The organism is Caenispirillum salinarum AK4, assembly GCF_000315795.1.
Classification (GTDB): Bacteria; Pseudomonadota; Alphaproteobacteria; order Rhodospirillales; family Rhodospirillaceae; genus Caenispirillum; species Caenispirillum salinarum.
In genome coordinates this window covers 247,526-268,297 of the sequence record NZ_ANHY01000008.1, presented here as the reverse complement: position 1 = coordinate 268,297, position 20,772 = coordinate 247,526, and the positions used below count along the sequence as shown (strand labels likewise).

Sequence of the window (20,772 nt, the reverse complement as noted above, 5' to 3'; positions counted from 1 at the left end):
AGCGCGAGGCCGAGGCCTCGAAGAATTCCGTCCCGCCTGACTGGCTGACCGGAGGTTTCCGTTCAACCCGGCCCGTCGGGGAGGCCGTCTTTTAGAGAAGCGAGAGATCGTCGTCAACCTCTTTTTTCTCTTTTCTCTCCGCCGCTTCACCCGGGCCCGAAGGCCGTCGGCTCCGCCGCGGAAGGCCGGGTTTCTATCGAACCACCCGGACCCTGTCAACCGGAATTTTCGGCCCGCCGTGGCGGCCGACCCGAAGGCCGAAGAAGACACCAATGCACCGCGTGCAGTTGCCTGTCACGAGGCGGTGGGGCCGTTGTTCCGGAAGCCGGAGGCGGAGATGACCGCCGCCGGAAGACGCAATATAGGCGGACCGCCGAACCGCCGCAAGGGAAAAATGCGATACAAAAACCGCGCGCCTGTCCGGGGCCGGTCGGACCGGGCTCACCCCTCGGGGAAGGCCGTCTTGCAGTATTGGCCGAGCGCCTCCAGACGCCCGCACAGGACCTCGGCCTGCTGGGCGGATGAGACGGGGCCGGCATTGAGCCGCCAGTAGGTGCCCTTCCCGGGTCCCAGGTCGACACGCCCCAGCTGAGCCTCCAGACCGGACAGCACCTCGGGGTAGCGCCGGCGCAAGGCGGTCCAACCCTCCCGGGCCTGCTCGGCATCGCGATAGGACGCGAGATGCAGCACCACGCCGCCGCCCGGGGCGGGAGCGCCATTCGCATCGTTCGTGGCTGCGGCGCGTGGCGGAGTCGCGGCGTCCGTCCCGGGGGAGACGGGATTTAGGGTCACCGTCGGCTCCTGCCCCATCATGCGGCCCCGGGCATCGGGGCCGGCACGACGGGCCGCCAGGGCCTCGGCATCCCCTTGCGGAACCAGCACCCGGCCGGCGGGATCAGCGGCCCGCGCCGGACGCGACGGCGGCGGCGTCGGCGCGGCAGCCGCCCGGCGATCGGGCGTATTGCCGTTGATGAGCGTTTCGCGGTCGGCAGCCCCGGCACCGTTGCGCGAGACGGTGCGTGCCTGCGACTCGAGCGCCTTGCGCTCGCGGGCGTACTCGGTGGCCGAGATCACGCCGAGGTCGCGCAGCCGCTGGAGCGCATCCGCCCGCTCTGCCGCGTCGGCCATGGAAAGCGGCGGCGCCGGCGGCGGTGCGGTGGTCACCGGGTCGGCGGGCAGAATGGCGTCCAGAATGGCGCGGCGCTCCGCCGCGTGCTCCTCGGGCGTGAGCGCGCCGGCGGCGAGGGTGCGGCGCAATGCCTCCAGCCGCATCATCACCTGCTCGGCGGTGGGGACCGCCTGCCCCAGCCCCTCGGCCGGGCGGGCGTCGGTGCTGTAGGGCAGGAGCGCGCCGATGTTGGCCGCGCGGCGCCGGGCGTATTCCGATTCGCTGACGAGGTCCTGCTGCAGCAGCTTCTCCAGCACGCGGAAGCGCTCGGCCGCGTTGAGCAGGGCGATCCCCGACAAGGGCGGCGCCTGCCGCTCCACCAGGTCGGAGGCGGGTGGCGCGAGGTCCGGAGCCCCAGCGGCATCCGGACCCGTCAACAGCCCGGCCGTGGCGGGCGCCCCGGCGCTGCCGGTTGAGGCGGCGGGCGCCGGCGGCTCGACGGGCATGAGCGGAGTGGCCGGGCGCACGCCGAGCGTCTCCAGGCGGGCGCGGGCCAACGCGGCGATGCTGCGGTCGTCCTGGCGCGCGCCGGTCCAGCCGCCGCCGATCATGGCCTGTTCGGCTGCCGGCATGGCCGCAAGCCGCTGATAGAGGGCGCGGGCCTGGTCGGTGGCATCGGTGTATTCCAGGGCGACGCCTTGCGCGAACAGGGCGCGGGCGTTGTCGGCATCGCGTTCAAGGGCCTGGGCGGCGCGGCGGGCCGCCGCCGGATAGTCGCCACGCGCGAGGGCCGCGTAGGCCAGATCCGTATAGTCGGCGCGGGGGCCGATCAGGCTGTCGAAGGGCGATACACCGTCCTTCTCGGCACAGGCGGACAGGGTGGCCACCACCGCCAAGTGCACCAGAACTCGTTTCAGACACGTCACCCGCATATCCCCCGCGTGCCGAGTCGCGGGCGGGCCGCCGCGCGACGACGATCCTTCGGACCGAGGGGCGCGCTGCCACCCCCATCGAAAGTCGTGGATACCCTACCCACCCCCATCTTTCGATGCAAGCATCCCACCATTCCGAAAATTTCGATGAACCCCGGGAACTTCGGGTTACACTCCCGCTCGCTCTCGGGGAGCCTGCGGCGGGGGCGGATCGTTCGAAGGGGGTAGGACACAGCCGCGCCGCGACGGGACCACAGCGTCAAGGAGGCAAGGCCTGCCAATGGTCGACGACAACACCGAGATCGAATTGAAGCTGGAAGTGGCCGAACCCGATCTGGAGCGGCTGCGGCGGCATCCGCTTCTCAAGGAGACCAGGAAGGGGCGGGCCACCAGCAAGACGCTCAAGTCCGTCTACTACGACACTCCCGACTTCCTGCTGTTCGATGGCGGCGCGTCGCTGCGGGTGCGCCACTCGGGAAAGCGCCGCATTCAGAACGTCAAGGCCCGCGGCGGCAACGGCGGCGCCGGGCTGTTCTCCCGCAAGGAGTGGGAACGCGACATCGACGGCGACACCCCCGATACCGATGCCATCATGGAAACGGGCCTGGCCGACGTGTTCTCGCGCCCCGGCGTGCTGGACGAGTTGAAGCCGCTGTTCACCACCGACTTCAAGCGCACGGAATACACGCTGGGCAACGGCACCTGGCAGGTGGCGCTGACGCTGGACAAGGGCGCGGTGGTCACCGACACGGGCTCAGTGCCGCTGTGCGAGGTGGAGCTTGAACTGATGCACGGCGACCCGGCCCACCTGTTCGAGATCGCCCGCACGCTGCACGAGGCCGCGCCCATGCGGCTCAGCACCCGCTCCAAGTCCGAGCGCGGCTACGCCCTGGTGGGCGGCCTGGACCGCGTGCCGGTGAAGGCGCCGGAGGCTCCGGTCACCGCGGACATGTCGGTCGCCGAGGCGATCCAGACCATCTGCCGCTCGTGCCAGCGCCACCTGCTGCAGAACGAGGCGCCCCTGCGCGAGTTGCGCGATGCCGAAGCCGTCCACCAGATGCGCGTCGCCCTGCGGCGCCTGCGCAGCGCGCTGTCGGTGTTCAAGGACGTGGTCGGCGGCCCGGAGACCGAGGACCTGAAGGTTGAACTGAAATGGCTGACGGGCGAGCTGGGCCCGGCGCGCGACACCGACGTGTTCATTGACGAGATTCTCGGCCCCGTCCGCTCCGCCCATCCCGACGAGGACGGGCTGACGGCGCTGATCGGGCGGTTCCAGCGCCGCAACAAGGACCACTACCGCAAGGCGCTGGCGGCGCTGGACGACCGCCGCTACACCGGGCTCATGCTGCAGATCGGCGCCTGGATCGAGGGCGGTGCCTGGCTGCGGCCCCAGGACCCGGCGATGCGGGACCTGCTCGACACGCCCTGCGGCGGCTACGCGGCCAAGGTTCTCCAGGGGCGGCACAAGAAGGTGCTCAAGCGCGGCAAGCGGTTCAACGAGCTGGACGCCCCCCAGCGCCACCGCCTGCGGGTGCAGATCAAGAAGCTGCGCTATGCGTCGGAATTCTTCGGCGACGTCTGGGGCGAGAAGAAGGTGAAGGGCTACGTCAAGGCGCTGAAGGCCCTGCAGGACGACCTGGGGGACCTGAACGACATCGCCGTCGCCCACGACCTGCTGCACGAGATCGTCGGCAAGGATGGCGCCGAGAATCGCGAGGTATGGTCGGCAGGCCTGACTGCCGGCTGGCACGACGCGCGCCAGGCCGCCCTCATGGACTCCGCACGGTCGGCATGGAAGGCATTCGCCGGCACCGACGTCTTCTGGCCCAAGCCGAAGAAAGCGGCCGCGAAAGCGGAAAAGGCGGCCCGTCAGGCGGCGCGGGGGCGGTAGTACCCGCCGCCTGGGCGCGCCCGTGCCGCCGACAGTGGATCAGGCCCCGGCCGGACCGCGGTCGTCCCGCTGATCGTCGTTGGTCCGCTGACCGCCCTCGCTCCGCTGATCGTCCTCGCTCCGGGGGACGGCGGCGCCCGGCCCGGCGCGGTCCGCCAGCCGCTTGCCGCTCAGGTCGCGGTCGGCGCGGGCACGCTCGGCGTCGGTGGCGCGGCGCTCGGCTTTGGTACGGCCGTGCTTGCGGCGGTTGTCGGCCGCCTGCTGCTCCTTCTCCGCCCGGGCGCGTTGCTTGCGGGCGTGGCGGAGGTTGATGATCTCGGCCATGCAGAATACGTCCTTTCCGTCTGCCGGCATGACGCCGCGCGGCGGCGTTCGGTGTGCATCACGATGTGGCACGGCGGCGGCGACGGCTCAAGCCTTCCGCCGGGCTGCCCCGATCTTTTCACGATGTTGCCCCTGGGCGGCCCGGAACGGTCCGCAGTATGGTGGCCGCCGCCGCCCCCGCCGCGCCTGAAGAAGGAGCCCCCGTTGCGCGCCACCATCATCGCCCTGTTCGCGCTCGCCTTGCCCGCGCTGGCCGCCGTGCCCGCGGCAGCCCAGGGGCAGCCCGTGCCGCCGCGTCCCGACGTCAAGCCGGACCCGCTGGCGCCGGATGCGCCCGTGCGCGAGCCCGTCATTCCCGGCGGGATCAATACCGAGGTGCCGCCGCGCGTGATCAAGGACGACAAGGGCATCCTGACCTTCCAGCTGGAGAACGACCTGTTCACCGGCACCGACCGGCACTACACCAACGGCGTTCGCCTGTCCTACCTGTCGGCAGAGAACGCGGTGCCCGACTGGGTGGAGAACGCCGCCCGGCCGCTGCCCTTCTTCGCCGACGAGGGCAACCTGCGCGTCTCGTACGCGCTGGGCCAGACCATGTTCACGCCCGAGGACATCACCGTCGCCGGCCCTCAGCCCGACGAACGGCCATGGGCCGGGTTCACCTGGGGCACCATCGGCCTGACCAACGACGCCGGTTCGCGGCTGGACAACCTGGAACTTATCCTGGGCATCGTGGGGCCGGCCTCGCAGGCGGACGACACGCAGGAGTTCGTCCACGACCTCATCGACACCACCGACCCCAATGGCTGGGACAACCAGTTGCACAACGAGCCCATCGTGAACCTGTCCTACAAGCGCACCTGGCGGGGCTGGGTGGAGTCCGAGGCCCTGGGGCTGGAGGTGGACGCCGCGCCTTACGTGGGCGGCGCGCTGGGCAACGCCTTCACCCACGGCAACGTCGGCCTGACCCTGCGCTTCGGCGACGACCTGCCGGCGGACTACGGACCGCCGCGCATCCGGCCGACCCTGCCCGGATCGGACTTCTTCGTGCCGCAGCAGGATTTCGGGTGGTACGTCTTCGCCGGCGTCGACGGGCGTCTCGTGGCGCGCAACATCTTTCTGGACGGCAACACCTTCCGCGATAGCGCCAGCGTCGAAAAGAACGTGGTTGTGGGCGAACTTCAGGCGGGGGTCGCTGTGACCATCGGCGAGGTCCGCCTGGCGTACACGCATGTGGTCCGCTCCCGCGAATACGAGGGCCAGGACGACCTGGACCGCTTCGGGGCACTCAGCGTCTCCCTGCGCTTCTAGCGTGGGATGTGAGAAAAACTTTCTTCGCGCGCATAATTCCGTGTGACAACAACGGTGGTCGGCCGTTATAATGGCGCGCCTGCATCGAGAGCGGCGTAAGCGCTTGGATCAGGCCGGATGCCAAGGGGCGTGGCAAGGGATTCCGCTTTTTCCCACTTGCCAACCGGCGCCGCTTCCTCCAGTTTCGGAGTTGTCGAAACGGCCCTGTTCTTCAACAGTTTAGCGACGTTTTCCCGGACCTGCGCCGCGCCATGTGCCAGTGCCGACCCACGGAAAACGAGAAAGCGACCGGCACGAAAACGAGGGCACCCCCCTTTCCCCAATGCCCTTTCGCCGGTCGTCGGGCCGCCGGGATCCCCAACCCGGCGGCCCTCCCCCATCCAGCCGGTGCCCGTCCCGCGGGCCAGCCGCATGTGCGGCGGTCCTCGACGGCGACTCCGCGATCCCGTAAAAGGTGATCGTGTCCCACGAACGCCGGAGCCGGATCGACCATGCCTTGCCTTCCGCGCCCCTTCCTGCTTGCCGCCGCCCTGGTGCTGACGCTCGGCCTGGCCTCCTGCGGCGGCGGCCGGCCGGCCGCGCCACCGGCGCCGACTGCGGTGTCGGGCCTGCCGACCGAGGGACCGGCCTGTGTGGTGAACCTCGTCGCCGCCAACGTCGCCTTTGACCGCGTCACCGACTTCCGCAACCAGCGCGGCTGCGGCATCACCACGGCAGTCTCGCTCTACGAAGGTGCGGCGGTGCCGCTGAACCGGCCGGTGAAGGTGAGTTGCGGACTGGCGGCGGCGGTTCTGGCGTGGGAGACGCAGGTGCTGCACCCGCTGGCGCAGCGTGTCGTCGGCCAGCCGCTGGTGAAGGTCCACCACGTTGGCGGCTACGTCTGCCGCGGCCGCACCTCCGACCGCTCGCGGCTGTCGGAACACGCGCACGGCCGCGCGATCGACGTCATCGCCTTCGAATTCGCCGACGGCCGCATCGCGCGCGTCGCCGAGCACTGGGACGACAGGGGGCCGCTGGGCCGCTTCCTGCGCGAGGCGAGCCAGGGAGCCTGCGGCGTCTTTCAGGTGGTGTTGAGCCCCAACGCCGATGCCGCCCATCGCGACCACCTGCACCTGGACGTCGGGCCCTGGAAGCTCTGCCAGGGATGACCCAAAGGAAAGGCCCGCACCATGCCGGAGCGAGCCCTTTCTCGGCTGATCACGGGTCAGCGGCGCGGCGCCGCCCTCACCCCCTTTCGCGGGAGAGGTTGCGCTTGTTCATGCGGCGCGCCAGCATGTCGCCGGCCGTCTGCACCGCCTGCACCATGACGATCAGCACCACCACGACGGCGATCATCACTTCGGGCTGGAAACGCTGGTAGCCATAGCGGATGCCCAGGTCGCCCAGGCCGCCGCCGCCGACCGCGCCCGCCATGGCTGAATAGCCGATCAGGCTGACCAGCGTGATGGTCAGGCCCGCCACGATGCCCGGCCAGGCCTCGGGCAGCAGCACCTTGCGGATGATCTGCAAGGGACTCGCGCCCATGGACTGGGCGGCCTCGATCAGTCCGGCATCCACCTCGCGCAGGGCCGTTTCCACCAGCCGCGCGGCGAAGGGTATGGCGGCCAGGCTCAGCGGCACGATGGCCGCCGCCGTGCCGATGGAGGTGCCGACGATCATGCGGGTCAGCGGGATGATCGCCACCATCAGGATGATGAAGGGCGTGGAGCGCGCTGCGTTCACAATGGCGCCCAGCACCCGGTTCACCACCAGGTTCTGCACGACGTGGCCGCGATCGGTGACCACCAGGATCACCCCCAGCGGAATGCCGAACACGGCCGCCAGCGCGCCCGAGACGCCGACCATGACGGCTGTTTCCTTCAGCGCCTCAAGCAGCAGCGCGATGATCTGCGGTGACATGACCGATGATCTCCCCTTTCAGGCCGATGGCGTGCAGGTACTCCAGCGCGTCCGCCATGGCGGCGGCGCCGTTGAGCACCTCAACGGTGAGCACGCCGAAGGGCTTGCCCTGGATGTAGTCGATGGAGCCGTGCAGGATGTTCGCCAGCAGGCCCTCGGCCATCAGCTCGCCCAGGATGGGGCGGTTGGCGGCCGGGCCGGTGAAGGTGATGCGCAACAGCGGGTTGGCGCCCTCCGCCACCGGCACGCCGTCCTCGTCCACGGCGGGGGCCTCCACCAGGCGGGCGGCGACGGGAGCCGGCAGGTCGTGGTTGAGCAGGTCGCCGACGAAGCTTCGCGCCACGGCGCTGGCCGGGGCGGTGAACACGTCGAAGACGCTGCCCTCCTCCACCACGCGGCCCTGATCCAGCACCACCACACGGTCGGCGATCTCCTTCACCACGGCCATCTCGTGGGTGATGAGCACGATGGTCAGGCCGAGGCGCGCGTTGATGTCCTTGAGCAGCGCCAGGATGGACTGGGTGGTCTCGGGGTCGAGCGCGCTGGTCGCCTCGTCGCACAGCAGCACCGCCGGATCGTTGGCCAGCGCGCGGGCGATGCCGACGCGCTGCTTCTGACCGCCCGAAAGCTGGGCGGGATACTGGCCGGCCTTGTCGCCCAGACCGACCATCTCCAGCAGCGGCCCGACGGTTTCGCGGATGTGGGCGGGGTCGCGGCCGGCGATCTCCAGCGGCAGGGCCACGTTGTCGTAGACCGTGCGCGCGCTCAGCAGGTTGAAGTGCTGGAACACCATGCCGATCTGATGCCGCGCGCCCCGCAGGGCCTTTTCCGACAGCGCCGTCATGTCCTGCCCGGCGACCACCACGCGGCCGGCGGTCGGGCGCTCAAGCATGTTCATGCAGCGCACCAGCGTCGACTTGCCGGCACCGGATCGGCCGATGATCCCGAAAATCTCGCCCTGGCGGACCGACAGAGAAATATCGTCCAGCACGGTGGCCGGACCGGATCGGGCGCGGAAGGTCTTGCGGATGCCCTCCAGGCGGATCACCGGCTCGTCCGCCGCGGCCGTGCCCTTCTGCGGGTCCGTGTCCTGTCGCGGTTGGCTCACGGAACTGTCCTCCCTGCACGGCGCACGGCCCTGAGCCCGGGTACGCCGACAAACTACATGCACTGCATCGAGAATGAGCCCCCAACAACAGTCGAATCCGTGTTGTTTGGCGGCCAAGGCGGCACCATAGCCGAGCCGCCGCCACGGGGCAAGATGACCGCTGTGCATGGCCGATCCGCGCCGGCGATGATCCGGAGCCTCGGGCGGGGCGTTGAAAGACCAATGCAACGCCGACAGGAGGACGCCGCCCATGCCGGCCCAGATCATCGACCTGACGTCCGTGCGCCTTGTCCGCGACCTCGACGCCATCAACGCCCGTGCCCGCCATCTGAGGACCCTGGCGGACCGTCAACTCGCAGCCTGCGCGCGCGCCGCCCTGGGCCTGGCGGAGTTGCGCACGGGCCTGCACCGCTTCTCGGACCGCCTGGACCACCACCGCCGCCGCTGCGAAGCCTCGGCCGCCGACCTGCGCCGCGCCACCGACGCCCTGGAGAGCGACGACATCGACCGCATGATCGAGGCCCGCGACACGCTCGCCGACCGCATGGGCTCCCGGGGCCATCAGGCCTGCCGCCAGTGGCCGGCGGTCCCCCGCCGACGCCGCTGAGCCTGCCGGAACGGCCCTTTCCCACCGTCAGCGGCCCTGCTACGGTCCCGCCCTTCCGCCGGCGCGCCGGTGGCACCAAGACCAAGATCAAGAGAAACGTCAGGACCTTTCCCGATGAGCACCCCCGACCGGACGGCGCCCGCCGCCCCGGAAACCGTTACCCTGTTCCGCAATGGCTATCCCGAGAGCCACCACCGCGTCAGCGCCGTTGTCGCCGATGCCGCCGGCCGCGTCCTGCATGCCTGGGGCGATGCCGACGCCACCGTCTTCCCGCGCTCGGCGCTCAAGCCCCTGCAGGCCCTGCCGCTGCTGGAAAGCGGCGCCGCCGACGCCTTCGCCGTGAGCGACGAGGAACTGGCGCTTGCCATCGCCTCGCACAACGGCCTGCCCATGCATGTGGAGCGGGTGGCGGCGTGGCTTGCGCGGCTCGGGCTGTCGACGGACGACCTTGAGTGCGGCGCCCATCCGCCTTTCGACGCGGGCGCGACCAAGAGCCTCTACCACGACCACGCCGAGCCCAACCCGCTGCACAACAACTGCTCGGGCAAACACACCGGCATGCTGGCGACCTGCCTGCACCTGGGCCTGCCCACCGCCGGCTATTCCCGCCCTGAACATCCGTTGCAGCAGCGCATCCTGGAAGTCTACGCCGAGACGACCGGCACGCCGGCGGCCGCCATGCCGCAGGGCATCGACGGCTGCTCCCTGCCCGCCGCCGCCATGCCGCTGGCCGGCCTGGCACGCGCTATGGCCCGGTTCGCCGCGCCAGACGACCATTTCGCCGCCGACCGCGCCGCTGCTGCCCGCCGCATCTGCCGTGCCTGGGCGACCCATCCCGAGCTTGTCGCCGGCCCGTCCACCTTCAACACCGACGCCATGACCCTCACCGGGGGGCGTGCCTTGCTGAAGCGCGGCGCCCAGGGGGTCTACGGCGGCCTCGTGCCGGACCTGGGGCTGGGGCTCGCGATCAAGGCCGAAAGCGGGAGTTCGATCGCCGCCGACGCCATGACGGCGGTGGTGCTCCGCGTTCTGGGGGTGGCCGACGAGACCATTTGGCGGCGCATGACCGATCTGCCATACTTCAAGGAGACGAGTTGGCGCGGCCTGCCCGCCGGCGAATATCGGCCGGTGGAGGGTTGGCCGGGCTGACACGGGACGCCCCCGGCACGCTCGTGCGATCCCAAGGGGGTGACGGGGGGTACCCAGATGTCGGACTCAACGGTTCCGCCCCGGGCGGACAACCCTTCCGTTGCATCGGCCGAAGACGACGATCCCGTTTTCGAACTGGACGCGCACGGCCTCGCCCGCGCGCGCAACAGCGCCGCGTGCCGCCTGCTGGGCGGGGCGGCAGCATCGCCCCTTGCCGACCACCTGATGCCCGCAGACCGTGCCGCCGCCGCAGCCGCGCTTCCCGTCGGTCTTCCCGCCGATGTCCGGTTCTCGGCCGAGCCGCGCCGCTGGTGGTGGATGCGTCCGCGCCGCACACCGGAGGAAGACGGCAGCCGCCTGGTGGTCGCGGTCGAGGTCACCACCCGTCGCGACGCCGAGGCCGCCGCGCGCCAGGGCGCCATAGACCTGGTGCTGTCGGCGCTGGACGAGATCCGGGACGCCTTCGTCATTTATGACCGCGACGGCCGCCTGACCGTCTGCAACCGGCGCTTCCGCGACCTCTACGGCTATAGCGAGGACGAGGCGGCGCCCGGCGTCCACTTCCGCACCCTTGGCGAGATCGACATGATGCGCGGCAGCGTCGTGACGCCCGAAGGGGCCGACGCCGAGGCCTACCTCGCCCGCAAGGCCGAATACCGCCGGACCCTCAAGGGCACCTTCGAGGTTCAGCTCAAGAACGGGCGCTGGCTGGAAACCCGCGACCGACGCACCGCGGACGGCGGCTTTGTCTCCATCCAGACCGACATCACCAAGCGCCGCGCCGCCGAATCCGCCCTGGTCGCCGCCAAGGAGCGGGCCGAGGAGGCCCTGGCCGAGGTGGGGTCGGTCAATGCGCAGCTGGAGCAGTTCGCCTACGTCGCCAGCCACGACCTGCGCGAGCCCCTGCGCATGGTCACCGCCTATCTGGACCTGCTGGAGCGCCGCTGCGCCGATCTGCTGAACGCGGACGGACGCGAATTCATCGCTCATGCCCGCGGCGGGGCCAAGCGCATGGACGCGCTGATCCTGGACCTGCTGGCCTACACCCGCGTCGGCCGCAGCGGCCAGGCGGATGGCCCCGTCGACGCCGGCACCCTGCTTGCGGCCGTGCGCGCGAACCTGGACCTCGCAGTGAGCGAAAGCGGCGCCACCATCCGCCTGCCCGACTCGCCGCCGCCGGTGACGGGCTGCGAGCCCGAGTTGACCAGCCTGTTCCAGAACCTGATCGGCAATGCGCTCAAGTATCGCCACGCCGACCGCGCGCCGGTGGTGACCGTCACCGCCGAGGCCGATGCAGCGGCCGGCCGCGTGTGGTTCGCGGTCGCCGACAACGGCATCGGCATCGCGCCGGAGTACCACGACCGCATCTTCCAGCTGTTCCAGCGCCTCCACCCGCGCGAGGCCTACTCGGGCACCGGCATGGGACTGGCGCTCTGCCGCAAGATCGTAGAGCGCCACGGCGGCCAAATCGGTCTGGCTTCGCAGGCAGGCGAGGGCAGCACATTCCGCTTCGACCTGCCCCTGGCCCGCTGACCACTCCGCCCGCGCGCCCGTTGGCGGATGGCGCGCATGCATTCCGCCCGGAACGACCTGTTCGCGACAAAAAAAGAGCCGTGGCGAAAGCCACGGCCCAAGTCTAGGGAGGAAACGTCCAAGAAAGGCAGACGGTTGGACTGTCAAAGACCGTCCGGTTGCTGCAATGCAAAAACTAACGGTCCGGCCGCCGTCGCGCAAGCCTAAAAAATGGGCGTGACTTAAAACTGGTCAGTGAGACAGCAGGAAATTCGAATTTTTCCTTTTAAAACATAATCTTGACGAGCGTTCCCGCGAACGCGAAGCCGCCATGACCCTGACGCATGGCTTGCTGGCACAGCCGTTGCGCAAACGTTTGCGCCGGGGGTTTCGGCTGCCGCCGTCCACATTCGGCGCCGGAAAGGTGGCACGAGGGGTGCATCGCCCTACCTCAAACGGCATCATTTGCCGCGTCTCTGTTTCGTCCATGGGTGCCCGATCGATCATGGCTGCTCTGCTGCCCCGCATCGTTGCCGCTCTTGTTCTCGCCGCCGCGGTCGCGCTCGTGCCCGGGCAGGCGCCTCTGGCCGCACCCGCCGGGCTGGGGGCCGACCTCTGCCGCGCCGCCACAACGCGGGAGGAAACCCGCGCCACCATGCCCGACAACCTGCTCACGGCGATTTCGCTGGTGGAGTCGGGCCGATGGGACAAGGCACGCCAGGCAAGAGTTGCCTGGCCCTGGACCGTCATGGCCGAGGGGCGGGGGCGCTATCTGCCCAGCAAGCAGGCGGCCATCACCGAGGTGAAGCAGCTTCAGGCGCGCGGCGTGCGCAACATCGACGTGGGCTGCATGCAGGTGAACCTGCACTGGCACGGCGATGCCTTCGGCAGCCTGGAGGAAGCCCTGGACCCCGCCGCCAACGCCGCCTACGCGGCCCAGTTCCTGACGGAACTGCATGCCGAAACCAGCGATTGGGACGTCGCCGCCGCCTGGTACCACTCCCGCACGCCCGAGCGGGCCGACTACTACAGCGGCAAGGTCCAGGTGGCCCTGGCGGAACTGGAAGGATCGCCCGCCGGCGCCGGTGCGGGGGCTGTCAGCGGTCTTCAGTCCGCCCCGGCGCGTCCCGATCCGGTGCGCCTGCGCGTGCTGGCCATCCGCAAGCAGATCGAGGAGCGCCGCCAGGAACTGGCCGAGGAGCGCGAGCGCGCCCGCCGCATCACCGAGGCCCGCCGCGCCACCGCCAAGGCCTTTGCCGAGGACTGGCGCCGGCGGAAGATGGAAGAATACCTCCACGACGAGGCCGAAGAGGCCGTGGACGCCATTCTCCAGCGCCTGTGAGGCACGCTCAGCCCGCCGTTTCCAATCCTGCCGCAGCGCGCAGCCCGGCCACAGCCGCCGGGGCAGCCTGATACCCGCCTGTTCGCCTGTTCGTTGCTATCCCCTTCGATAAAACCCGTTTTCCGGGTCCGACAGGGTGTTCATTCGCGCCGCATCTTGCTACGGTTAAAGGGAGTTGGCTTCACCGCTTTGATTCTGTTCACGAACCGGACAGCATCTTCAGGCATTGGCTGTCCGGGAGCCGGATCGGTTACCCCCTTCGAGGTAGAAGGGCCCGCAACCGCCGGAACAGGGAAGGACAAACGGATGCCAAGCGACCTGCCCCGGCCCACGCAACTGGGCCTCAAGGCCATCGTCTACGACCTGGACGGCGTGGTCACCCGCACCGCCGACCTGCACGCCGCGGCGTGGAAGGATCTGTTCGACGCCTACCTCAAGGACCGCGCCGCGCGCACGGGCGAGCCGTTCCAGCCCTTCGACATCGCCACCGACTACATGACCTATGTGGACGGCAAGCCGCGCTACGACGGCGTGCGGTCGTTCCTGGAGTCGCGCGGCATCGCCCTGCCCTTCGGCGCCCCCGGCGACGGCCCCGAGCAGGAAACCGTCTGCGGCCTGGGCAACCGCAAGAACGCCCTGTTCCGCAAGGTGGTGGAGGAGAACGGCGTCACGGTCTTCCCCGGCGCGCGGCGCTTCATCGAGGACACGCGCGCCGCCGGCATTCGCGCCGCCCTGTGCTCCTCGTCCAAGAACGCCCGGCTGATCCTGGAGCAGGCGGGCATGCTGGACCTGTTCGACTACATCATGGACGGCATCGTCGCCGCCGAGATGGAACTTCCCGGCAAACCCAAGCCCGACACCTTCATCGAGGCCGCTCGCCAGGTCGACGCCACCCCCGCCGACTCGGCCATCGTCGAGGATGCGACGGTCGGCGTGGAGGCCGGCCGCGCCGGCGGCTTCGCCCTGACCATCGGCATCGACCGCGGCGCCGGCGCCGACATCCTGCGCGAGCACGGCGCCGACGTGGTCGTCTCTGACCTGGGAGATTTCGAGCGTGTCTGACGAAACCGCCTTCACCCACAAGCCCGTCTCCGAGGTGCCCCACGCACTGAGCGATTTCGACGCCGTGCGCCGGGCGCTGGGCGGCCGCAAGCCGGCGCTGTTCCTGGACTACGACGGCACCCTGACCGGCATCGTCCCGCGTCCCGAGGACGCCGTGCTGACCGACGACGCCCGCGCCATCGTCAAGCGCGTGGCCGACGCCCTTCCCACGGCCGTCGTCTCGGGCCGCGACCGGCCCGACGTGGAGGCGCTGGTGGGCATCGACGGCCTGATCTACGCCGGCAGCCACGGCTTCGACGTGGAACTGCCCGAAGGCGGCCATCTGGAGCCGCCGGTGGCGGGCGACTGGACGGAAACGCTGGACGCCTGCGAGGCCCGCCTTCACGAGGGCCTGGACCCCATCAAGGGTGCGCTGGTGGAGCGCAAGAAGTTCTCCATCGCCGCCCACTACCGCCTGGTCTCGGACGCCGACTATCCGAAGTTCCGCGAGGTGCTGGACCGGGTGGAAGAAAGCTTCCCCGACCTCAAGGAAAAGACCGGCAAGAAGGTCTTCGAACTCCAGCCCAACATCGACTGGCACAAGGGCAAATGCGTGCTGTGGCTCATGCGCGCGCTCAAGCTGGACCGCCCGGACGTGGCGCCGATCTTCCTGGGCGACGACGTCACGGACGAAGACGCCTTCCGCGCCCTGCAGACGGTCGGGGGCGGCTTCGGCGTGGTCGTCAGCGAGCCCGAGGACGACGCCACCGACCGCCGCACCGCCGCCGCCTTCCGCGTTTCCGACCCGAAAGAGGTGCTGATGCTGCTGCAGCGGCTGGCGGGGGAATAGGCCGGCCGCGGCAAGATACGAACGAGAGACCGAAGACGAAGACACCGAGAAGCAGGGCGCCGGCGCCGCATCGCACGGCCCGCGCCACCGCGAGGGAAAGAGAGGAGACCCGCCCATGCCGCAATGGACGCTCGCCTACGACGCCTTCAAGCCCGAACAGCAGGGCCTGCGCGAGGCCCTGTGTGCGGTGGGCAACGGCTATTTCGTCACGCGCGGCGCCTTCCCCTGGTCGGCGGCGGACGAGATCCATTATCCCGGCACCTACCTCGCGGGCGGCTACAACCGGCTCGTCACGCCCATCGCCGGCCGCGACATCGTCAACGAGGATCTGGTCAACATTCCCAACTGGGCCTACCTGACCTTCCGCATCGACGGCGGCGACTGGTTCAACGTCATGGCCGGCGAGATCCTCGCCTTTCGGCAGGAGCTGGACCTGCACGCCGGAATCCTTGCCGTGCACCTGACGCTAAAGGACAAGCAGAACCGCGAGACCGAGGTCACGGCGCGCCGCTTCGTCCACATGGAATATCCGCACCTGGCGGCACAGGAGCTGACCATCCAGCCGCGCAACTGGTCGGGTTCGGTGGAGGTTCTGTCGGCACTGGACGGGCGCGTCATCAACAGCGGCGTCAAGCGCTATGGCCAGCTTGCCAACAGCCACCTGGACCCGCTGGAGGCCGCCCCCTTCATCGGCGAGGAAAGCGGCGAGGAGATGCTGGCGCTGGTCACCCAGACCAACCAGAGCAAACTGCGCATCGGCCAGGCCGCCCGCACACGCCTCGTGCGCAAGGGCCAGCGGCTGGACGCGCCGCACCGCATCGAGCGCGAGTTGGCCTGCGTCTCGCAGGTGTTCCAGGCCGACTGCGGCCCCGAGGACCCGCTGACGGTGGAGAAGGTGGCGTCCGTCTTCACCGGCCGCGACGTCGCCATCAGCGAGCCCGGCCTGGCCGCCCGCGAGTCCATCGACGGCGCCCCCATCCTGGGCGACCTGGAGGCGACCCACCGCCGCGCCTGGGACCGCCTGTGGCGGCGCTGCGACATCCAGGTCAACGGTGCCGACCGCACCCAGATGATCCTGCGGCTGCACATCTTCCACCTGCTGCAGACGCTGTCGCCCAACAGCATCGACCTGGACGTCGGCGTGCCGGCGCGCGGCTGGCACGGCGAGGCCTATCGCGGCCACGTCTTCTGGGACGAGATGTTCATCCTGCCGTTCCTGAAATTCCGGCTGCCCGCCATCGGCAAGGCCATGATCCGCTACCGCCACCACCGCCTGGGCGCGGCGCGCAAGGCCGCCCACGCCGCCGGCCTGAAGGGCGCCATGTACCCCTGGCAGTCGGGCTCCGACGGGCGCGAGGAAAGCCAGGTCATGCACCTCAATCCCCGCAGCGGGCGCTGGGTGCCGGACAACACCTGGGTGCAGCGTCACGTGTCGCTGGCGGTGGCCTACGACTGCTGGAAGCACTACACCGCCACCGGCGACAAGGCGTTCCTGGAAAGCCGCGGCGCCGAACTGATCCTGGAGGTCGCCCGCTTTTTCGCCTCGCTGACCCAGTTCAATCCGGCGCGGGAGCGGTATGAAATCCACAACGTCATGGGCCCGGACGAGTACCACGACGCCTATCCCGACAGCGACCAGCCGGGCCTGAACAACAATGCCTACACCAACGTCTTCGTCACCTGGCTGATGATGACGGCGCACGAGCTGCTGGAGGTCATAGACCCCGAAACCAAGGCCGAACTGTGCGCCAAGCTGCAGATCACGCCCGACGAGACCGAACGGTGGGAGGACATCAGCCGGCGCATGTTCGTGCCCTTCCACGACGGCGACATCATCAGCCAGTTCGAAGGCTACGGCGACCTGAAGGAATTCGACTGGGAGGGCTATCGCGCCAAGTACGGCGACATCCACCGCCTGGACCGCATTCTGGAAAGCGAGGGCGATTCCGCCAACCGCTACAAGCTGTCCAAGCAGGCAGACGTGCTCATGCTTTTCTACCTGTTCCCGGAACCGGTGATGAAGGAGATGCTGGAGCACCTGGGCTACGCCTTCTCGGCCGAGACCTGGCAGAACAACATCGACTACTACCTGGCCCGCACCAGCCATGGCTCGACGCTTTCATACCTCGTGCATACGTGGGTCATGGCACGCAGCCATCCCGAACAGGCGTGGGAACTGTTCAAGACGGCGCTGGAATCCGACGTCGAGGACATTCAGGGCGGCACCACGGCGGAAGGCATTCACCTGGGCGCCATGGCGGGCACCGTGGACCTGGTCCAGCGCTGTTTCACCGGCCTGGACGAACGGGGCGGCGCGCTGCACTTCGACCCGGTCATGCCGCACCATCTGAAGGATGTGGCCCTGCGCGTGCGGTATCAGGAACGGTGGCTGGACGTGGCCATCAAGGACGACTGCCTGACATTGACAGCCGCGCCGGACTGGCGCGAGCCCATGCCGATCGTGGTCCGGGGCGCGGAAACGACTCTCAACGCCGGCGAGAGCAAGACGTTCCCCTTGAAGGAGCCGCCGCAACAACTGGCGGGCGGGCAGGCCTGAGCGACGGCGTGAGGCGATACGAAAAAGGAGGAAGACCCCTTGTCGAGACTGGTGGTGGTGTCCAACCGTGTGGCCGTGCCGACCGACGGCCCGGCCCAGGCGGGCGGCCTGGCCGTCGCGCTGCGCGAGGCATTGCAGGAAAACGGCGGCATCTGGTTTGGGTGGAGCGGCAAGACCTCGCCCAAGCCGCAGGACGAGCCGACCATGACGGAGGTCGAGCCCGTCACCTACGCCACCCTGGACCTGTCGCGGCGCGACCACCAGGAATACTACAACGGGTTCGCCAACCGCACCCTGTGGCCGCTGTTCCACTACCGTCTGGATTTGGCGGACTTCAACCGCCAGGACTATGCCGGCTATTTGCGCGTCAACACCCACTTCGCCGAGCGCCTGCGCCCCCTGATCCGAGAAGACGACGACCTGTGGGTCCACGACTACCACCTGATTCCCTTCGCCAGCGAACTGCGGCGGCTGGGGGTGGAGAACCGCATCGGCTTCTTCCTGCACACGCCGTTTCCCACCATGGAGGTGCTGCTGGCCCTGCCCAGCCATGACCGGCTGGCGCGGTCGCTTTGCGCCTACGACGTGGTAGGCTTCCAGACCGTCAACGACCTGCGCGCCTTCCACGAGTACATCGTGCACGAGGCGGGCGGCGAGATCCTTGGCGACAACATGGTGCGCGCCTTCGGCCGCACGCTGAAGGCAGAGGTCTACCCCATCGGCATCGAGGTGGAGACCATGCAGCGCACGTCCGCCCATGCCATGCAGGAACCCGCCGTGCGGCGGCTGGTCAAGCACATGGGCGAGCGCAACCTGGTCATCGGCGTCGACCGGCTGGACTATTCCAAGGGCATCCCCGAACGCTTCCGCAGCTTCGAGCGCTTCCTGGAGAAGTTCCCGGCCCACCAGGGCAAGGTCTCGCTCATGCAGATTGCTCCGGTCTCGCGCGGCGAGGTGCCGGAATACAAGAACATCCGCGAGGAGCTGGAGGCGCTGGCCGGCCACATCAACGGGGTCTACGGCGAGCTGGACTGGATGCCCATCCGCTACCTCAACAAGGGCTATCCGCGCGAAACCCTGACCGGTTTCTACCGCACCTGCCGCGTCGGGCTGGTCACGCCCTTGCGCGACGGCATGAACCTGGTCGCCAAGGAGTACGTCGCCAGCCAGAACCCGCACGAACCGGGCGTGCTGGTGCTGTCGCGCTTCGCCGGAGCGGCGCGGGAACTGGACGCCGCGTTGCAGGTCAACCCCTACGACCAGGATAACGTGGCCGAGGCCCTCAACCGCGCCATCACCATGCCGCTGGAGGAACGGCGCGAGCGTTGGGAATCCATGATGGCGAAGGTCCACGACAGTTCTCTGGACAAGTGGCGCGAGCGCTTTCTGTCCGTCCTCCGCAGCGTCCCGCCCGGCGGCTTCGGGAATGCGTGAGCGTGCGGGCGCGCACGCCCGCTTTGAAGGTGTAGGGAAAACGCCGACAGCCTCCAGTATATATGCGGCAGGGTGGCGAACGCCGGTGATGGACCCCCGCTTTCGCAGGGGTGACGGTGATTTTTAAAGAGAATCACAAACTTAAACAGCCGTCATTCCTGCGAAGGCAGGAATCCACCTCCGCTGCTGGCCATTCTGCCGCGCGCCCGTCAGGGGAACGTTCACCGATTTCTTCACACCCTCGAAGGCAAGAATTCACTACTGCTGCCAGACGACTCGCGACATGCCCCCTAACGGATCACGCACCATGACCGCCCCCCACGACGACACCCCCGCCCCGCCGGTCACCGACACCACCCCACCGCCCGCGCGGCCGGGCCTCGGGTTGATCGCCGATATCGGCGGCACCAACGCACGCTTCGCCCTGGTGGACGACGCCGGCGCGACCCTCTCGCCCCGCACGCTGCTGTGCGCCGACTACGACGGACCGGCAGAGGCCGCCGAAGCCTACCTGCGCGAGATCGAGGCGCACCAGCCGGTTAACCGAGGCGCCTTCTGTGCCGCCTGTCCGGTGCTGGGTGACCGCGTGAAGCTGACCAACAACCCTTGGGACTTCAGCGTCGATGCCGTGCGTCGGCGCCTGAAGCTGGATCGGCTGGAGGTGGTCAACGACTTCGTCGCCAATGCGCTGGCCGTGCCGCACCTGGGTGCGGACGACCGGGTGCGCGTCGGCGGCGGCCCGGCGGTGGAGCGGCTGCCGGTGGCCGTGCTTGGCCCCGGCACGGGGCTCGGCGTTGCGTTGCTGGTGCCGCTGGGCGGCGGCAAGGTCATGCCGGTCGCGACGGAAGGCGGCCATGTCACCATGCCCGCCCGCACCCCGCGCGAGGCCGAGGTGCTGGGCGTCCTGCGCCGGCGCTTCGACCACGTCTCGGCGGAGCGGGTGATTTCCGGGTCGGGGCTTGTGAACGTCTATCAGGCGGTATGCGGGCTGGACGGCGCCACGCCGGACACCGACGATCCGGCTGAATTGGGCCGCCGCGCCGCCGCCGACGAGGACCCGCGGGCGCGCGAGGCGCTTGACCTGATGTTCGCCATGCTGGGCACGGTGGCCGGCAACCTGGCGCTCTCGTCAGGGGCGCTGGGCGGCGTGGCGATCATGGGCGGCATCGTGCCGCGCTACCTGGACCTGTTCCAGGCCGGCCCCTTCCGCGAGGCCTTCGAGGCCAAGGGCCGCTTCCGGGCCTACATGCGCGGCATTCCCGTCGACGTGGTCACCCACGCTTATCCCGCCTTTGTCGGACTGGCGGGACTTGTACGGGGCTGAACCGGCGGAAAAGGGGTGGGCGCTTCCCGAAAGGTGGAAACCAGGAACAAATCTGGGGCTTTCTCCGTTCTCCTCGGCACAGAGCCAGCAACGACGATCGGAGACCTTTCCCATGCCGCAGTCCTTCACCGCCGTCACCTGCCCGGAGTGCCGCACGGGACAGGAGATTCCCTCTGCGACGCCGACGCGCTGTATTTGCTGCGGCGCCGAGATCGATGCGATGCCGGGGAAATACATGCGGGTCATCCCCAACCACGCCGGCCAGCATGTCGAAGACGAGGTGTCGCGGCACTCCCGCTGAGGATGAGGCTGGAAGGAAAGGGTCAGGCCGCCTCCGAGGAGGGCGCAGCGAGTGAGCAGCACCGCCCACCGAGTCCCACTTT

The 20,772-nt window shown here is 69.2% G+C and carries 17 protein-coding genes; 13 read left to right on the top strand and 4 right to left on the bottom strand.

The features are described 5' to 3' along the window. Nucleotides 1-441: 441 nt before the first annotated feature. Nucleotides 442-2,034, bottom strand: a complete 1,593-nt coding sequence (locus C882_RS10820) for an SPOR domain-containing protein (protein ID WP_009540635.1) — start codon at nucleotides 2,032-2,034, stop codon at nucleotides 442-444. 286 nt (nucleotides 2,035-2,320) lie between these two features. Here C882_RS10820 and C882_RS10815 point away from each other — a divergent pair, with 286 nt between their 5' ends. After that, complete coding sequence (locus C882_RS10815) at nucleotides 2,321-3,931, top strand: CYTH and CHAD domain-containing protein (RefSeq protein ID WP_009540634.1); 1,611 nt, start codon at nucleotides 2,321-2,323, stop codon at nucleotides 3,929-3,931. 39 nt (nucleotides 3,932-3,970) lie between these two features. On the opposite strand, the gene C882_RS10810 is transcribed toward C882_RS10815, so the two are convergent. Then, nucleotides 3,971-4,255 (bottom strand): DUF4169 family protein, encoded by a 285-nt coding sequence (locus C882_RS10810; protein ID WP_009540633.1) that lies wholly within the window; start codon nucleotides 4,253-4,255, stop codon nucleotides 3,971-3,973. Between the two features lie 204 nt (nucleotides 4,256-4,459). Between C882_RS10810 and C882_RS10805 the strand changes: the two genes are divergently transcribed. Together C882_RS10805 and C882_RS10800 are read left to right on the top strand one after the other, a co-directional pair. After that, nucleotides 4,460-5,566 carry a lipid A deacylase LpxR family protein gene (locus C882_RS10805; RefSeq protein ID WP_009540632.1) on the top strand — a complete coding sequence of 369 codons (1,107 nt, stop codon included), beginning with the start codon at nucleotides 4,460-4,462 and terminating at the stop codon, nucleotides 5,564-5,566. A gap of 491 nt (nucleotides 5,567-6,057) precedes the next feature. Further along, the gene (locus C882_RS10800; protein ID WP_009540631.1) at nucleotides 6,058-6,714 is read left to right on the top strand and encodes an extensin family protein; all 657 of its coding nucleotides are present in this window, start codon (nucleotides 6,058-6,060) and stop codon (nucleotides 6,712-6,714) included. A 76-nt stretch (nucleotides 6,715-6,790) separates the two neighbouring features. On the opposite strand, the gene C882_RS10795 is transcribed toward C882_RS10800, so the two are convergent. Together C882_RS10795 and C882_RS10790 are read right to left on the bottom strand one after the other, a co-directional pair. Next, a complete protein-coding gene (locus C882_RS10795) occupies nucleotides 6,791-7,465 on the bottom strand; it encodes a methionine ABC transporter permease (protein WP_009540630.1) in 675 nt (224 codons plus the stop codon). After that, nucleotides 7,434-8,513, bottom strand: a complete 1,080-nt coding sequence (locus C882_RS10790; RefSeq protein WP_043644988.1) for a methionine ABC transporter ATP-binding protein — start codon at nucleotides 8,511-8,513, stop codon at nucleotides 7,434-7,436. The genes C882_RS10795 and C882_RS10790 overlap by 32 nt, the downstream gene beginning before the upstream one ends. A 310-nt stretch (nucleotides 8,514-8,823) precedes the next feature. Here C882_RS10790 and C882_RS10785 point away from each other — a divergent pair, with 310 nt between their 5' ends. From C882_RS10785 to C882_RS10740, 10 genes are all read left to right on the top strand, one after another. Continuing rightward, the gene (locus C882_RS10785; RefSeq protein ID WP_009540628.1) at nucleotides 8,824-9,180 is read left to right on the top strand and encodes a hypothetical protein; all 357 of its coding nucleotides are present in this window, start codon (nucleotides 8,824-8,826) and stop codon (nucleotides 9,178-9,180) included. A 114-nt stretch (nucleotides 9,181-9,294) separates the two neighbouring features. Further along, nucleotides 9,295-10,329, top strand: a complete 1,035-nt coding sequence (locus C882_RS10780) for an asparaginase (protein WP_009540627.1) — start codon at nucleotides 9,295-9,297, stop codon at nucleotides 10,327-10,329. A gap of 57 nt (nucleotides 10,330-10,386) precedes the next feature. Then, entirely contained in the window at nucleotides 10,387-11,862 is a 1,476-nt protein-coding gene (locus tag C882_RS23195; RefSeq protein WP_009540626.1) for a sensor histidine kinase, read from the top strand. A gap of 484 nt (nucleotides 11,863-12,346) precedes the next feature. Next, nucleotides 12,347-13,183, top strand: a complete 837-nt coding sequence (locus C882_RS23190; RefSeq protein ID WP_009540625.1) for a transglycosylase SLT domain-containing protein — start codon at nucleotides 12,347-12,349, stop codon at nucleotides 13,181-13,183. Nucleotides 13,184-13,489: 306 nt separating this feature from the next. Further along, on the top strand, nucleotides 13,490-14,245 hold the full coding sequence (locus C882_RS10765; RefSeq protein ID WP_009540624.1) for a beta-phosphoglucomutase family hydrolase: 756 nt from the start codon (nucleotides 13,490-13,492) through the stop codon (nucleotides 14,243-14,245). Continuing rightward, a complete protein-coding gene (gene otsB / locus C882_RS10760; protein ID WP_009540623.1) occupies nucleotides 14,238-15,074 on the top strand; it encodes a trehalose-phosphatase in 837 nt (278 codons plus the stop codon). Before C882_RS10765 ends, otsB begins: the two co-directional genes overlap by 8 nt. A 115-nt stretch (nucleotides 15,075-15,189) precedes the next feature. Beyond that, entirely contained in the window at nucleotides 15,190-17,631 is a 2,442-nt protein-coding gene (locus tag C882_RS10755) for a glycoside hydrolase family 65 protein (protein ID WP_009540622.1), read from the top strand. Between the two features lie 39 nt (nucleotides 17,632-17,670). After that, nucleotides 17,671-19,065, top strand: coding sequence for an alpha,alpha-trehalose-phosphate synthase (UDP-forming) (gene otsA / locus C882_RS10750; RefSeq protein ID WP_009540621.1), 1,395 nt, complete (start codon nucleotides 17,671-17,673; stop codon nucleotides 19,063-19,065). Nucleotides 19,066-19,372: 307 nt separating this feature from the next. Further along, nucleotides 19,373-20,389, top strand: coding sequence for a glucokinase (gene glk, locus C882_RS10745; RefSeq protein WP_009540620.1), 1,017 nt, complete (start codon nucleotides 19,373-19,375; stop codon nucleotides 20,387-20,389). Between the two features lie 112 nt (nucleotides 20,390-20,501). Further along, a complete protein-coding gene (locus C882_RS10740) occupies nucleotides 20,502-20,690 on the top strand; it encodes a hypothetical protein (RefSeq protein WP_009540619.1) in 189 nt (62 codons plus the stop codon). The last annotated feature ends 82 nt before the right edge of the window (nucleotides 20,691-20,772 follow it).

Coding starts and splice junctions, on each gene's coding strand:
- C882_RS10800 (WP_009540631.1), top strand. CDS start 6,058: ATGCCTTGCCTTCCGCGCCCCTTCCTGCTTGCCGCCGCCCTGGTGCTG.
- C882_RS10740 (WP_009540619.1), top strand. CDS start 20,502: ATGCCGCAGTCCTTCACCGCCGTCACCTGCCCGGAGTGCCGCACGGGA.
- C882_RS10765 (WP_009540624.1), top strand. CDS start 13,490: ATGCCAAGCGACCTGCCCCGGCCCACGCAACTGGGCCTCAAGGCCATC.
- C882_RS10795 (WP_009540630.1), bottom strand. CDS start 7,465: ATGTCACCGCAGATCATCGCGCTGCTGCTTGAGGCGCTGAAGGAAACA.
- C882_RS23195 (WP_009540626.1), top strand. CDS start 10,387: ATGTCGGACTCAACGGTTCCGCCCCGGGCGGACAACCCTTCCGTTGCA.
- C882_RS23190 (WP_009540625.1), top strand. CDS start 12,347: ATGGCTGCTCTGCTGCCCCGCATCGTTGCCGCTCTTGTTCTCGCCGCC.
- C882_RS10785 (WP_009540628.1), top strand. CDS start 8,824: ATGCCGGCCCAGATCATCGACCTGACGTCCGTGCGCCTTGTCCGCGAC.
- C882_RS10815 (WP_009540634.1), top strand. CDS start 2,321: ATGGTCGACGACAACACCGAGATCGAATTGAAGCTGGAAGTGGCCGAA.
- C882_RS10810 (WP_009540633.1), bottom strand. CDS start 4,255: ATGGCCGAGATCATCAACCTCCGCCACGCCCGCAAGCAACGCGCCCGG.
- C882_RS10780 (WP_009540627.1), top strand. CDS start 9,295: ATGAGCACCCCCGACCGGACGGCGCCCGCCGCCCCGGAAACCGTTACC.
- C882_RS10755 (WP_009540622.1), top strand. CDS start 15,190: ATGCCGCAATGGACGCTCGCCTACGACGCCTTCAAGCCCGAACAGCAG.
- glk (WP_009540620.1), top strand. CDS start 19,373: ATGACCGCCCCCCACGACGACACCCCCGCCCCGCCGGTCACCGACACC.